This is a genomic window from Paenibacillus solani, from assembly GCF_001277345.1.
GTDB classification, from domain to species: Bacteria; Bacillota; Bacilli; order Paenibacillales; family Paenibacillaceae; genus Paenibacillus_AQ; species Paenibacillus_AQ solani.
On sequence record NZ_LIUT01000008.1, the window covers coordinates 753,833 to 768,657 of the forward strand.

At 47.0% G+C, this 14,825-nt stretch carries 11 protein-coding genes; all 11 read left to right on the forward strand.

The features are described 5' to 3' along the window. Positions 1-21: 21 nt before the first annotated feature. On the forward strand, positions 22-765 hold the full coding sequence (locus tag AM231_RS27365; RefSeq protein WP_054405450.1) for a sugar phosphate nucleotidyltransferase: 744 nt from the start codon (positions 22-24) through the stop codon (positions 763-765). Positions 766-783: 18 nt separating this feature from the next. Continuing rightward, entirely contained in the window at positions 784-1,332 is a 549-nt protein-coding gene (gene rfbC, locus AM231_RS27370; RefSeq protein WP_054405451.1) for a dTDP-4-dehydrorhamnose 3,5-epimerase, read from the forward strand. A gap of 12 nt (positions 1,333-1,344) precedes the next feature. Next, positions 1,345-2,367 carry a dTDP-glucose 4,6-dehydratase gene (gene rfbB, locus AM231_RS27375; protein WP_054405452.1) on the forward strand — a complete coding sequence of 341 codons (1,023 nt, stop codon included), beginning with the start codon at positions 1,345-1,347 and terminating at the stop codon, positions 2,365-2,367. Continuing rightward, positions 2,364-3,248: a dTDP-4-dehydrorhamnose reductase gene (gene rfbD, locus AM231_RS27380; RefSeq protein WP_054405453.1), complete on the forward strand. Its 885-nt coding sequence runs from the start codon at positions 2,364-2,366 to the stop codon at positions 3,246-3,248. The genes rfbB and rfbD overlap by 4 nt, the downstream gene beginning before the upstream one ends. 127 nt (positions 3,249-3,375) lie before the next feature. Then, positions 3,376-4,311 carry a glycosyltransferase family 2 protein gene (locus AM231_RS27385; protein WP_242615323.1) on the forward strand — a complete coding sequence of 312 codons (936 nt, stop codon included), beginning with the start codon at positions 3,376-3,378 and terminating at the stop codon, positions 4,309-4,311. A 56-nt stretch (positions 4,312-4,367) separates the two neighbouring features. After that, positions 4,368-5,279 (forward strand): glycosyltransferase family 2 protein, encoded by a 912-nt coding sequence (locus AM231_RS27390; RefSeq protein WP_054405454.1) that lies wholly within the window; start codon positions 4,368-4,370, stop codon positions 5,277-5,279. Next, entirely contained in the window at positions 5,276-6,676 is a 1,401-nt protein-coding gene (locus tag AM231_RS27395; RefSeq protein ID WP_054405455.1) for an undecaprenyl-phosphate glucose phosphotransferase, read from the forward strand. The genes AM231_RS27390 and AM231_RS27395 overlap by 4 nt, the downstream gene beginning before the upstream one ends. Before the next feature lie 118 nt (positions 6,677-6,794). Then, on the forward strand, positions 6,795-7,664 hold the full coding sequence (locus AM231_RS27400; RefSeq protein WP_054405456.1) for a phosphatidylinositol-specific phospholipase C/glycerophosphodiester phosphodiesterase family protein: 870 nt from the start codon (positions 6,795-6,797) through the stop codon (positions 7,662-7,664). 219 nt (positions 7,665-7,883) lie between these two features. Beyond that, positions 7,884-11,234 (forward strand): S-layer homology domain-containing protein, encoded by a 3,351-nt coding sequence (locus tag AM231_RS27405; protein ID WP_106406130.1) that lies wholly within the window; start codon positions 7,884-7,886, stop codon positions 11,232-11,234. 212 nt (positions 11,235-11,446) lie between these two features. Next, entirely contained in the window at positions 11,447-12,136 is a 690-nt protein-coding gene (gene pcrB / locus AM231_RS27410; RefSeq protein WP_054405457.1) for a heptaprenylglyceryl phosphate synthase, read from the forward strand. Positions 12,137-12,372: 236 nt separating this feature from the next. Continuing rightward, positions 12,373-14,703, forward strand: a complete 2,331-nt coding sequence (gene pcrA / locus AM231_RS27415; protein WP_054405458.1) for a DNA helicase PcrA — start codon at positions 12,373-12,375, stop codon at positions 14,701-14,703. The last annotated feature ends 122 nt before the right edge of the window (positions 14,704-14,825 follow it).

Here is a 14,825-nt window from a genome sequence, read left to right on the forward strand (position 1 = left end):
TTTGAATAAAAGAGACGCTATATGAAAGCCATTATCCTAGCAGGCGGGACAGGTTCCCGCCTTTATCCTTTAACCAAAGTCACCAATAAACATCTCCTCCCGGTCGGTAAGTATCCCATGATTTTCCACCCTGTCTTTAAACTGAAGCAAGCAGGCCTTACGGATATCCTCATCGTTACCGGAAAAGAACATATGGGGGATGTCGTAAACCTCCTTGGCAGCGGAAGCGAGCTTGGTGTCAGCTTCACTTATAAAGTCCAAGATGAAGCTGGCGGGATTGCGCAAGCACTCGGTTTAGCAGAACAATTTGTTGGTAAAGAACAAATGGTTGTTATCTTAGGCGATAATGTATTTGTTGATGATATTTCTCCTTATACATCCAACTTCCGAGAACAGAAAACTGGGGCGAAAATTTTGATCCAACAGGTCGCTGATCCAACCAGATTTGGAGTGCCTGAGCTTCAAGAAAATCGAATTATTTCAATAGAAGAAAAACCGCAGCAACCAAAGTCTAATTACGCCGTAACGGGAATATATATGTATGATCATTCGGTTTTTGATATTATCAAGACATTGAAACCGTCAGCTCGTGGCGAACTGGAAATTACAGACGTAAACAATGCATATATTGAACGAGGCGAGCTTACTTTTGATGTGCTCCAAGGCTGGTGGACGGATGCGGGGACGCATGCATCGCTTGCTCGTGCCAATGAATTGGCTAGAGATATTCGATTCGGTGATGATTTTGGAAAACTCAAACTGTAGTTAGGGAGGAATAAAATAATGATCGTAACTCCTTTAAAACTAGCAGATGCTTATGTACTTGAACCGGTGGTCCACGGCGATCACCGGGGTTTTTTTATGGAGAGCTACAACGATTCACTATTTCAGCAGCACGGCATTTCGTATAACTTTATTCAAGATAACCAATCTTTATCCGCTGAAGCAGGTGTTCTACGGGGGCTTCATTATCAGCTCAATCCTAAGGCTCAAACCAAACTGATACGTGTTCTTACAGGAGCTCTATATGATGTTATCGTAGATATCAGAAAGAGCTCGCCTACCTTCGGTCAGTGGGTTGGTGTTATATTAAGCGAGTATAACAAGCGGCAGCTGCTTGTTCCAAAGGGTTTTGCTCATGGCTTTTGCACGCTCGTACCCCATACCCAGGTTCTGTATAAAGTTGATGAATATTATTCCCCCGAGAATGACCGCGGCATATTATGGAATGATTCGGCTTTGGGAATTGATTGGCCGACGACGAATCCGGTTCTATCGGATAAAGATCGGACGCACCCACTGCTAGAAGACGCAGAGATGAATTTTGACTAGGGGGCAATGAAAATGAAGCTTCTTGTTACTGGCGGTGCCGGTTTTATAGGCAGTAACTTTATTTTATATATAATGCAGCAGTATCCCGATTACCAGATCGTGAATATGGACTCCCTTACCTATGCAGGTAATCTGGAAAACTTGAAATCAGTTGAGGGAAATCCGAATTACACATTCGTACAAGCAGACATTGCAGATAAACAGGCGGTCGATGCAATTTTTCAACAAGGTGTCGATGTAGTTGTTAACTTTGCGGCGGAATCACATGTGGATCGGAGTATTCTGGAACCTGAGATCTTCGTGAACACTAATGTGTTAGGTACACAAGTCCTCCTAGATGCATCCAAGAATTATGGTGTAACGAAATTTGTCCAGGTATCGACAGATGAAGTCTATGGGACCTTGGGTGAAACTGGGCTATTCTCAGAGACGACCCTACTCGCACCGAACAGTCCGTATTCGGCCAGTAAAGCGGGTGGCGATTTGCTTGTAAGAGCATATCATGAGACCTTTGGTCTGCCGGTGAACATCACCCGCTGTTCGAATAACTATGGTCCATACCAATTCCCCGAGAAGCTGATCCCACTTATTATCTCTCGGGCGCTGAACGACGAATCTTTGCCAATCTACGGGGATGGTCTGAATATCCGGGACTGGCTGTATGTAGAAGATCATTGCAGTGCGATTGATCTCGTTATTCATCAGGGCAAGATCGGTGAAGTTTATAACATCGGGGGCAATAACGAACGAACAAATCTGCACATCGTAACGACTATTCTGGAAGAGCTCGGGAAACCGGAATCCTTGATTACCTTCGTGGCGGATCGTCCAGGACATGATCGACGTTACGGTATTGATCCTTCGAAGATCACGAATGAGCTAGGCTGGAAACCGAGACATAACTTTGAGACTGGCATTAAGGAGACGATTCGCTGGTACTTGAATCATAAGGATTGGTGGACTCGAATTCAATCCGGTGCTTACCGGGAGTACATGACTCAGCAGTACGGAAAGCGGTTGGGTGAGCCTGAATGAAAGTACTCGTAACCGGGGCGAATGGTCAGCTTGGGCAGGATGTAACGCTAGTGTTTGCTGAGGCAGGGCATGATGTTGTAAGTTGTGGTAAAAAAGAACTGGATATCACGAATTTAGAGCACTGTAGTCGGGTTATTTCCTCGCATAATCCCGATTTCATCATCCATTGTGCTGCTTATACCGCAGTGGATGCGGCCGAAAGCGATATCGAGGGTGCGTATCTGGTGAATGCTATCGGTACACGAAACATCGCAATCTCAGCTGAGAAGATGGGGGCTGCAGTAGTCTATATTAGTACGGATTATGTATTTAATGGTGCTAGTGAGGCAGCTTATGTTGAGTATGACGAAACTGACCCGCAAACGGTTTACGGCAGAAGCAAGCTTGCGGGAGAGCAGATGATTCGGGATTTCTGCTCCAAGTGGTTTATCGTAAGAACATCCTGGGCGTTCGGCCTGCATGGGAATAACTTTGTGAAAACGATGCTCCGCCTTGGTCAGGAAAAACCGCTGTTAAAGGTGGTTAACGACCAGAAGGGCTCTCCCACCTACACGGTAGATCTTGCACAGTTCTTGTTAAATCTGATTTCTACAGAGAAATACGGGGTATATCATGCTTCTAACTGTGGCTCTTGTACATGGTTTGAATTTACTGCGGCCATTTTTGAAGAAGCCAGTGCTCATTTAGGATTAGATATAACAGCTCAGTTGCAACCTTGTACGACTGCAGAGTTTCCGCGGCCTGCTCCCCGTCCAGCTAATTCCACTATGGACCACCTGGCTATCCGTCTAAATAAAATGCAGGATTTACCACATTGGCGTGAAGGGCTAAAGCAGTTTATGCTAGATATGAAACAGCACCCTGAACTATACTTAAAGTGAATACAGCGATTTGCGAGACCTGATCTGTATGATCAGGTCTCTTTATTTAGCCGAATTCCTAGCGATCGAAATAATATATAACTCGTATTCTGCTATGCCTATCGTGTTTACTCGGAGGTTTCTCTCAATGAAAATGAACAAAGTACAAGTATTATTATCTGCTTATAACGGTGAACAATATATATCCGAACAAATCCAGAGTATTCTCAATCAGAGGCATCCTTCGATCTCCATTTTGATAAGAGATGATGGTTCTACAGATCGAACAGTAGAACTCCTGGAGGAACTGATGAGGTTATACCCTGACAAGATAAAGCTAATAAAGGGGCCAAATGTTGGTGTTGTATCCAGCTTCTTTGAATTGATGAGATCTGCAGATTCTGAAGCTGATTATTACTGTTTTTGTGACCAGGATGATGTGTGGCTTGATCATAAGGTGGAAAGTGCTATAACGCGATTAAATTCCTCCCTACATACCGAAGTACCAGCGATGGTATTCACCACTACCTATCTTACGGATGACCAGTTGAACCAAAAGGGAACTTGGCCTAAGCCCCCTGCTCAAGAGCCGTCCTTTTTCAATGCGTTATATGAGAATATCGCCATTGGTGCGACGATTACAATGAATCAATCAGCACGAAATCTTTTTATGAACAGTGAATCCGTGAACAGTGAAAAAGTTCTAATGCACGATTGGTGGTTTTACTTGCTCATCTCTGCATTCGGAACTGTGATTTACGACAACACGCCATCTATGTTATACCGTCAGCATAGTAACAATGTAGTAGGAGGAAGCAACTCCATCCTCGGTAAATTAAAGAGTAAATGGGCCAGCTTTAAGAGACATATAGGCAGAGATTTACTTCATAAGCAAGCGAGTGAATTCCATAGAATCTATGGGTCGCGGTTACAAGGAGTTTATAAAGAGCAGCTGGAATTATTTATTACTCCTCGTAGAAGATTCGTAGACCGTTTACGTTATGCACGCAAGAGTAGATTGTACAGACAGTCGAGAGCAGAAAGTCTATTGTTCAAGTTCTTTATTCTGATCGGCTTTATCTGAGGTAGAATATGCTATAATGTCGATAGATTACTATATTTGTCAGGAGACGTTATGCAATGGATTTAAGCATTCTTATCGTGAACTATAACACCTGTCAGCTGACGGTGGACTGTTTGCGATCTGTGTTTGCATCGGAGACAGAATATACATATGAAGTCATTGTGATAGACAACAATTCGAAGGACGAGTCGGTCCAGACGATCGGGGAGTTATTCCCGCAGGTCAAGTTAATCGAGAATATGGTTAACACCGGCTTCGCCAAGGCCAACAATCAAGGGATGGAAGTTGCGGGAGGACGCTACATACTGCTCCTTAATTCCGACACGGTGATTCGACAGGATACGATCGAGACGATGGTAACCTTTATGGATGATAACCCCATCATTGGTGCTTCAGGCTGTAAAATCGTTCTTCCGGACGGTTCGCTGGATAAAGCTTGTAAAAGGGGCTTCCCCACTCCTTCCGCATCCTTCTATTATGCGTTTGGGCTCAGCAAACTGTTTCCGACTAAGCCGAAGTTCAACCAATATCAGTTGGGATATCTGGACCCGAATGTGGAGTATCCGGTGGATTGCCTAGTAGGAGCATTCATGCTGGTACGCCGTGATACGATCGAGCAGGTTGGCGGGCTGGATGAGTCGTTCTTTATGTATGGTGAGGATATCGACTGGTGCTATCGAATTAAGCAGGCAGGCTGGGGAATTCACTATTATCCTCGGACGACGATTATCCATTATAAAGGCGGCAGCGCACGGCGCAGGCCGTTCAAGATCATTTACGAATTCCATCGGGCAATGATTCTGTTTCATCGGAAGCATTACCGGCAGAAGTACAACCTATTTGTTAATGGAGCCGTGTATGCCGGCGTTGGGTTGAAAATGATGCTTTCCCTCCTGACTAACCGGCTAAAGCCGATTCGTCCCGCAACCATAACCCAATCAGCGGGTGGAGTGGAGGTGAAATCATGATCCGCCAGAATCAGGGCTTCCTGACCAAATTATATATGATTACCGATTTTGTTTTTATCCAGCTTTCCTTTCTAATCGCTTGGTGGGTGAAATTCGAGAGCGGTTGGTTTCCGTACGAAAAGCCGTTGCCCATTGAGTCCTATGCACTTTGGAGCTTGGTGTACGGCGCGGTTGCCGTTGTGGTCGGCATCATGATTTCCTTATATTCGCCTAAGCGGAAAAAGCGATTTGCCGACGAGTTCATGAAGATTTTCCAGATGCATTTTATTGGATTATTCATTCTCCTGAGCATCATGTTCTTTGTGAAAGAAGTGAACATCTCCCGTTGGTATCTCGCCATCTACATGATTCTTAACGTAGTCTTCATCATCTTATATCGTTACTTCCTGAAGAAATCGTTGAAGCATTTTCGGGAAAAAGGCTATAATCGCCAATTCGTACTCATCGTGGGCGCTGGGACGCTGGGGAAGAGATTCTTCAAGAATCTTAAGCAATATCCGGAGCTTGGCTACGAAGTTATCGGTTTTCTGGATGATTACCAGCAGTGGGACGAGGACGAAGCCAAGTATCTCAAACCTATTTTGGGTTCGGTCAGCGATCTGGATAAGGTGTTGAACGAGGAACTCGTCGATGAAGTCGTGCTAGCGCTACCACTTGATGCTCATCATAAATATCCGCATATCATTGCTGCTTGTGAAAAAGCAGGTGTGCGCACTCTCATCATTCCTGACTTTTTCGATTATCTCCCGGCTCGGCCGGTGTTTGACAACTTTGCCGGTATGCCAATGATTAATGTTCGCGATATTCCGCTCGATTTGGCGGCAAACCGCTGGTTTAAGCGTGCATTTGATATTGTTTTTGCATCGGTGGCTATTATTATCACCTTGCCGGTGATGATCGGCATTTATCTGGGCATCCGACTCACTTCGCGTGGTCCTGTTATTTTTAAGCAGGAGCGAGTCGGATTAAATCGCAGAAACTTTTATATGTATAAATTTCGTTCCATGAAGCCGCTGCCGGAGGGGGCTTCCGACACGGGCTGGACCGTGGAGAATGATCCGCGCCGTACCAGGTTCGGCTCTTTTCTCCGACAGACGAGTCTGGATGAGTTACCGCAATTCTTCAATGTCTTGCTCGGGCATATGAGCGTGGTAGGCCCTAGACCGGAGCGTCCTTACTATGTGGAGCAGTTTAAGGAAGAGATTCCGAAGTATATGGTGAAGCATCACGTGCGTCCAGGTATTACAGGCTGGGCGCAGAGTAATGGACTGCGTGGTGATACGTCGATTGAGGAACGGATCAAGCATGATATTTTCTATATTGAGAACTGGTCCATACTGTTCGATATCAAAATCATTCTGCGTACCATTCGCAACGGATTCAAGAATGCATACTAATCATATTCCAACATACCGTCATTTGGCAGCCGCCAAATGACGGTATTTCGTTTAACGGGCCATCTGATAGGGTATTTACCTAGCAATAACGATACTCGATGCAGAAGGTGGGGATACCATGAAACGGATTGCAGCAGTTCTGTTTTTATGTTCCGCCATGATGATTCTATTTCTGACCTTTAATGAGAAGGAGAAGCAGCCCGAGGGATTTACCTCCTATCGCTTGATTGCTCATGCTATGGGCAGCATCAGTGACCAGCCCTATACGAATGCATATGAAGCCATGGTTGCGAACTATGAACAAGGCACCCGGGTATTTGAGATCGATTTGATGCTGACCGAGGATCGCAAAGTTGTTGCGCGGCATGAATGGACGGAGAGCATGACACAGCAACTTGGCCAGAAGGATAAACTTCCTGAAGATAAGCAATCAGCCCGGCTGAGTCATGAGGAGTTCATAAACACGCCGATTTTGGAGCAATACCAGCCAATGGACATCGAAGCGATTATGGATATGATGCAGCGTCATCCCGATATCTATATTGTGACAGATACGAAGGAGCAGGAGGAGCGGGATATTGAGTATCTGTTCACCGAGATTGTAAAGGCTGCGAAACAGCGCAATCCGGAGCTTTTGGATCGGGTCGTCATTCAAATATACAATGAGCCGATGCTCGATATGATCAAGGACATCTACCCGTTTAAGTCGATTATATATACGCTGTATGCCACACAGGATTCACCCGACAAGATCACGGCTTTTGTAAAGAACCATGATATCACTGCCGTTACCATGCCGGAATATAAAGTCAGCCCGAATTTTGTAGCGAAACTGAGAGAGGCCGGTGCTGTGACGTATGTTCATACCATCAATGACACCCGTACCGTCAATAACTATGAAAAATGGGGCGTGTATGGCGTTTATTCGGATTTGCTGACAGAACCTGAGATGGAGAAGGGCAGTTTGAAATATGCGAGAACCAGATAAGGGAATTCTCTAACTTTCACCTGCAGATTTAGTAAGGAAATGTCTTATAAAGTCAAACTTTTTCCCGGCATTCCAATTTTTGGACTTGTTGTATGGGTTGAAAGTAGTAAAATGGATAGATCTAGCAGACGATTGGATAGGTCTTAGGGATTGATCGGACTAGTCCAATAGTCTTGTGGAGTGGCTATTCATTCTAACTAAAGGGAGAGGAAAGACGTTTTGATTAAACGAGCAGGGTTTTACAAAAAAGCACTAAGTGCCGTATTAGGCATTTCCCTCATGCTCACGCCTCTTGGCGATGCTTATGCTGCAACAACTCAGCATAAGGTGCAGCAGAAATCCAGCGCCAGCGATATTGCCGGGCATTGGGCAGAGGAAACGCTACAGAAATGGAAGGATCAAGGATATCTTAATGGGGATCAGTTAGGTAATATCAATCCGAATGCGGCGATCACGCGAGCGCAGCTGGCGGCTGTTATTAATAGGTCATTCCAATTCGAGTCGAAGACTTCGATTTCTTATAGCGATGTTAAGAATACAGCATGGTATTATGACGATTTGTCCATAGCCGCATCCCAAGGGTATATGAAGGGATACAGCAATGGAAGCTTCAAACCGGACGCTCAAGTTACACGCCAGGAATTGGCAGTGATACTTAGCGCTCTATTAGATCTTAAACCTAATGATGCTGCCAATAAATTTCAGGATACTGTGAACAGCCCGGCCTGGAGTAAAGGCGCGATCGGGGCAGTTGCTACTAACGGTATTATGAATGGCAGCAATAGCAAGTTCAGACCGGCAGCAGGCGCGTCGCGTGCGGAAGCGGTCACTGTACTCGAACGGGCCCTTAACCAGCTGAAAGCGAAGGAAACGACAGTATATGATAAGGCGGGCACCTATGGACCTGCTGCCGGAACGGAAAAGATCGTTGGATCTGTACATATTAAAGCTCCAGACATTACGCTTCGCAACATGGTGATCGAGGGAGACCTTGTCATTGGAGAAGGCGTAGGAGAAGGTGATGTTACCCTTCAAGGCGTTACGGTAAAAGGGGGCACCACAATCAAGGGCGGTGGCAAGAACAGCATCCATTTGGTTGACTCGGTACTCGTTACCGTCATTGTCAACAAGAAGGATGGAAGCATTCGGATCGTTACGGAAGGCAGCAGCTCCGTATCGCAGATTACGCTGGAATCCGGAGCGATTCTGGAGGAAACAGGACTGACGGGAGAGGGCTTTAAAGATCTTCTATTGTCGGAGATGATTCCGCCTGGTGCCAACGTATCGCTGGCAGGCCAATTTGAAACCGTGGACGTAACGGCAGCCTCGCTGAATGTCAATCTGACATCCGGTTCGGTAGGACAATTGAATGTGGCTTCCAATGCGGCAGGATTGAATCTGAATGTTGGGTCGGCGGCCTCCGTGCTCTCTCTCATTCTGAATGCTGCAGCGAACATCACAGGGCAAGGGAATGTTGTCAGCGCACAAGTCAACGCTTCGGGTGCTTCCTTCTCGCGGCGTCCGGGCACACTGGTGACGGCTGATAATGTTAACGTCAATGTAAGCGGCAGCAGTAGTTCTTCCAGCGACTCTACGAGCGGTTCATCTGGCAGCTCTAACGCTGGAACAGGCGGCAGCAGTGAAAATCCATCGAATCCTAACCCGCCTCAGCCTCCGGTTACGGATCGATTGCAAGTGAGCAATGGGCAGGCTGTGCTTCTGTTTGCGGGTTCAGTGCCTTCACTGGAGCTGAGTGATCTTAAGGTAACAGCTACCGTTGCAGGTGCAACCTATGCGCTGGAGGATATTGCTTATGATAATGCAGCTAAATTGCTGACATTCAAACCAATCTCGCTGGAAGAGCATTACGGCGATACACTGGTGCTTACCATTGCTCCGGCAGCAGGTTCATCCAAATTCACAAGCAATTTATCAGGTAGCGTTAAACTTGAAGGTTTTGAAGGTACGATAACTGATGTTAACGACCTCCCTGTGCAAGGTATGAAGATTGACTTCCGTAGAGGACTCGGCAATACAATGGGTAGCATCGCATCGTCAGTGGTTACAAATGCGAATGGACGATATACCGCTAATTTGCCAGCTGGAGTTTATACAGGACAACTTACAAAAGCAGGTTTTATTACCACTTATGTGGTAGGTGTCTCATTAAGCGACAGCTTTAACCGGAATGAAGATGCGACCGCTATCAAAATTCCGGCTGACGATGAGATTCGCATCGTGTTGACATGGGGAGAGAAGCCGCGGGATGAAGACTCCCATCTGCTTGGACCAACGCCTGATGGAAGATCGTTCCATACGTATTTTGCCGATCGGGAATATTACTATCGAGGCGAAAAGTATGCGGATTTGGATCATGACGATACAGACTCTTACGGTCCGGAAACTACAACAATCCGCAAACGGGTAGACGGCAAGTATCAATTCTATATTCACAACTACTCCCGCAACGGATACGACGGTACGGAAACGCTGCGTAATTCATCCGCTAAGGTTGAGGTGTACAGTGGGAACAGCGGTCAGCCGGTGAAGACCTATCATATTCCGAGAGGAAACGGAAATGAGCTGTACTGGTACGTATTTGATATGAACGTAAACGGCGCAGAACTGGATTTTACCGATCATAACAAGCTGGTTGTGGATGAGCCTCAGTCTGATCTTCAGCCTGCTATAAATTATCATTTTTATTCTTACATCAATGGAAATCAGGTGTCAGGCAATGCTCTGACACTATCGCTGGAGTCAGGATATTATGAAACCCGGGATAAGGTATACCCTCGCTTCTCAATTGATGGTCCGCTGAATCCGGATCTTGTCGAGCTTAAATCAAGCGACGGTACTGTGTTGCCATTCCAGCGGAGTGCATCGAATAATTCCATTGAGGCCGTTCACGGTTCCAGTGACAACGCATATCCTGTGTCTAATCTTGAGCTCGAGTATGAACTGAAGTTCAAACAGGCCGGAAGCTATACGTTAAAAACGGAGTTTATCGATGCAAGCAGTAATCAGGTACTGGGTACGACTTACGAAACGGTGAACATCCAGGATGGAGAGCAGGACCTTCTGTATAAAGAGCATGATAAACTGTTGATCGAAACAAGAGTTTCTTATGTTACAACGGTTGGGGATGCTGTTTATCTTGCCGATCCCAAAAATCCTCTATTAGATGATACGGTAGTCATCATTGAAGATTTGAGAATGACGACACCGTCAACTGTGACGGGCAGCGTATATCTCAAGGAGCATCAAGGCTCTATCATTCTCGAGGATTACAATGACGGCGATAAATATGTAGTTTATGACGCAGTAATCAAGCTGGCCCGAGGGTCGCAGCAGACGATTGATCAGCCCATCTCCATTATTATTCCGACACTGACGATGTTGATTGAGGAGGCCCTCGCCGATGCTGATAAGCTAATTGATAATGATCCTACTCTAACGGATTTGGCCACGGCTCGTGATGCGGCGTTACAAGCCAGAAATGGCAACCAGAAGGATGCTAAAATTGCAGCGCTTAAACACCTGGCTGGACTGCTAGTCAATCTCCAATAAAACTAAAAACTAAAATGATCGCCTTGCCCGTTCGATTCACATTTTGTGAAATCGGACGGGTTTTTTCATCATAACTCATTCTAATGATTGCCTCAGAATCCAATTACCAAAAAAATGTTCGTATTTTATGCGAACATAAATTGACTTGATACCCGTGCTGGCATAGACTTGTTTTAGTATGATAGTAACCCGTGAACGTGGAGGAATGACGCTTGAAAGAGATGATACAATCCTGGAGGCATGTGTTTAAGCTGGACCCTGACAAGGAGATCAGTGACGACGCGCTTGATGCGGTATGCATGTCAGGAACCGATGCCATTATGGTTGGAGGTTCAACCGGAGTCACTTATGAGAATACCGTGGATCTTCTATCCCGAGTTAGACGTTATGAGCTGCCATGTGTGCAGGAAGTGTCGGACCTGGAAGCCGTTGTACCCGGATTTGATCTGTACATGGTTCCGATGGTTTTGAATACGCAGGACCCAACCTGGATTATGGGCAGGCACTATGAAGGTATTGAGCGCTATGGATATATGATTCCATGGGATCTGGTCGTGACCGAAGGCTATATCGTATTGAATGAGCAGGCAGCAGTTGCGAAGCTGACGGGGGCGGACACATCCATCGATGCGAACGCTGCCGCTGCTTATGCGCAGATCGCGGACAAGCTTATGAATCTGCCGATTGTGTATCTGGAATATAGCGGCACGTTTGGAGATATGGAGACGGTGCGAACCGTCCGAAGATCAATGGACAATGCACGTTTATTCTATGGCGGCGGCATTACAAATGCTCAGCAGGCAGTAGAGGCGGCAGCCAGTTCAGATACAATCGTGGTCGGTAACATTATTTATGATCAACTGGAGCAGGCCTTGGAGACGGTAAAGGCTGTGAAAGGCTGAGCATTTCAGCAGTAGAGCGTGCAGATTCTTGAAGATATAAGCTGGATATTATTGCGCCACCCCTCAAGCTCTGCTCCAAGCTCTATTCTTTTTGTTATTTTAGATTTATCATTTTAGATTTATCATTTTAGATTTGTTTTTTACTTGTTTCATATCAGTTGTTAGCATTTTATCTCTAATTCTCTAACAAGGGTTTCCCCTTGTATTCAATCTACATCCCCTAGGAGGCAACCAATATGCATTCCATTGACATACAAGAGGCCGTAAGACGTCTCAATCCCCAGCAGCGTCAAGCCGTTGAAGCAACCGACGGACCGCTGCTTATTATGGCGGGCGCCGGTTCCGGCAAAACGCGGGTATTGACCCACCGGATCGCATACCTCATCGCTACACGTAAGGCGGCTCCGTGGAGCATTCTGGCCATTACGTTTACGAATAAAGCAGCCCGCGAGATGCAGGAGCGGGTATCCAAGCTGGTCGGCCGAGAAGGCCGGGAGATTTGGGTATCGACCTTCCACTCGATGTGTGTGCGTATTCTGCGCAAAGACATCGAACGGATTGGCTTTACGTCGAACTTTAGTATTTTGGATTCAACAGATCAGCTGTCAGTCATCCGGAATGTGATGAAGCACCAAAATATCGATCCGAAGAAATTCGAGCCGAAGGCGATTCAAGCCGCGATGAGCGCGGCCAAGAATGAGCTGATCTCCCCGCAGCAGTATGAACAGAAGGCTGGGGACTATTTTGAATCCCTGGTAGCTAAGGTATACACCGAATACCAGAAGCGCCTGAAGAGCAACAATTCCCTGGATTTCGACGATCTGATCATGACCACGATCCAGTTATTTAAGGAAGTGCCGGAAGTTCTCGACTTCTACCAGCGCAAATTCCAATACATTCATGTGGATGAATATCAGGATACCAACCGGGCGCAATATATGCTCTGCCGCATGCTGGCGGACAGTCATCATCGTATCTGCGTTGTGGGCGACAGCGATCAATCCATCTACCGCTGGCGCGGAGCGGACATCACCAATATCCTGAATTTCGAAGAGGATTATCCCGAGGCGCGGACGATTCTGCTTGAGCAGAACTACCGTTCCACCTCGAACATCTTGAATGCCGCTAATAATGTGATCGGCCTGAATACCGGCCGCAAGCCGAAGAATCTGTGGACCGAGCAAGGTGAGGGTGAGAAGATCAAGGTGTTCCGCGGGGATTCGGAGCATGATGAGGGGTATTTTGTTACCTCGGAGATCAGCAAGAACGTTAAAGCCGGCAAGAGCTATCAGGATCATGCGATTCTGTACCGGACGAACGCGCAGTCCCGGGTGATCGAGGAAATTCTGATCAAATCGGACATTCCGTACCAGATTGTCGGGGGCATCAAGTTCTATGATCGTAAAGAGATCAAGGATATGCTTGCATATCTTCGCCTCATTTCCAATCCGGACGACGATATCAGCTTAACACGCATCATTAACGTGCCAAAAAGAAGCATCGGTGACACGACCGTCGGGAAGTTGGCTGCCGCAGCCGCAGAGCGGGGCATCTCTATTTTTCGTGTCCTGGAAATCGTTGACGACCTCGGTTTTGCCGGACGGACGCGCAATGCGCTGGTGAGCTTTTACGATATGATTGCTGCGCTCAGCCGTATGGTGGAGTTTTTGTCGGTGACCGAGCTGACGGAAAAAATGCTGGAAATGTCCGAATATCGGATCGAGCTGCATAATGAGAATACGATCGAATCCCGCTCCCGACTTGAGAATATCGACGAGTTCCTGTCGGTTACGCAAGAGTTTGAGAAGAACAACGAGGACAAGTCACTCGTCTCCTTCCTGACGGATCTTGCCTTGATCGCTGACATCGACTCGATGAACGACGATGAGGAAGACCGTGATGACGCGGTGGTACTCATGACGATGCATAGTGCGAAGGGACTGGAGTTCCCGGTTGTGTTCATCATCGGTATGGAGGAAGGGGTATTCCCGCACAGCCGCACCTTTATGGACAACGAAGAACTGGAGGAAGAGCGCAGGCTTGCTTATGTAGGCATCACCCGCGCCGAGAAGCAGTTGTTCTTATCCTGTGCGCGTATGCGTACATTATTTGGCCGTACGACAGCAAACCAGCCTTCGCGCTTCCTGGATGAGATTCCGGAAGAACTGAAGGAAGATACCCAGATGGCGCATGACCGCTACCGCCGCGGAGGTGGCAGCAGTGTGGGCGGCTCCTATGCAGGACGCGGCTTCAATGGAGGCGGAGGCAGTAACTTTGGCGGCGGACGCGCCAGAGACCTCTCCCTTGGAGGATCAACTGCTTCTGCAGAAGCGGCACCGAAGAGCCGAGTGACCGTGACCACCGGTGGGCCTTCCCGCAAGCCGGCTGCTTCCGGAGACGGAGAATTCAAAGCCGGCGACAAAGTCGCCCATGGCAAATGGGGGACCGGTACGATTGTAGCGGTAAAGGGCAGCGGAAACGACATGGAGCTGCAGATTGCTTTCCCGGCGCCTGTAGGGGTGAAGCGCCTCCTTGCCGGTTTTGCGCCGATTACGAAGGTGGAATAAGTACGGTAGCATACCAGCCTTATAAGAGCGGATGTTTTGACAACAATATAATATAATAGTGGGATCAACCATGGCCGCACGCTTTGTTATGGGAGCGAGAATGAGGATGGCCTTTATATCAT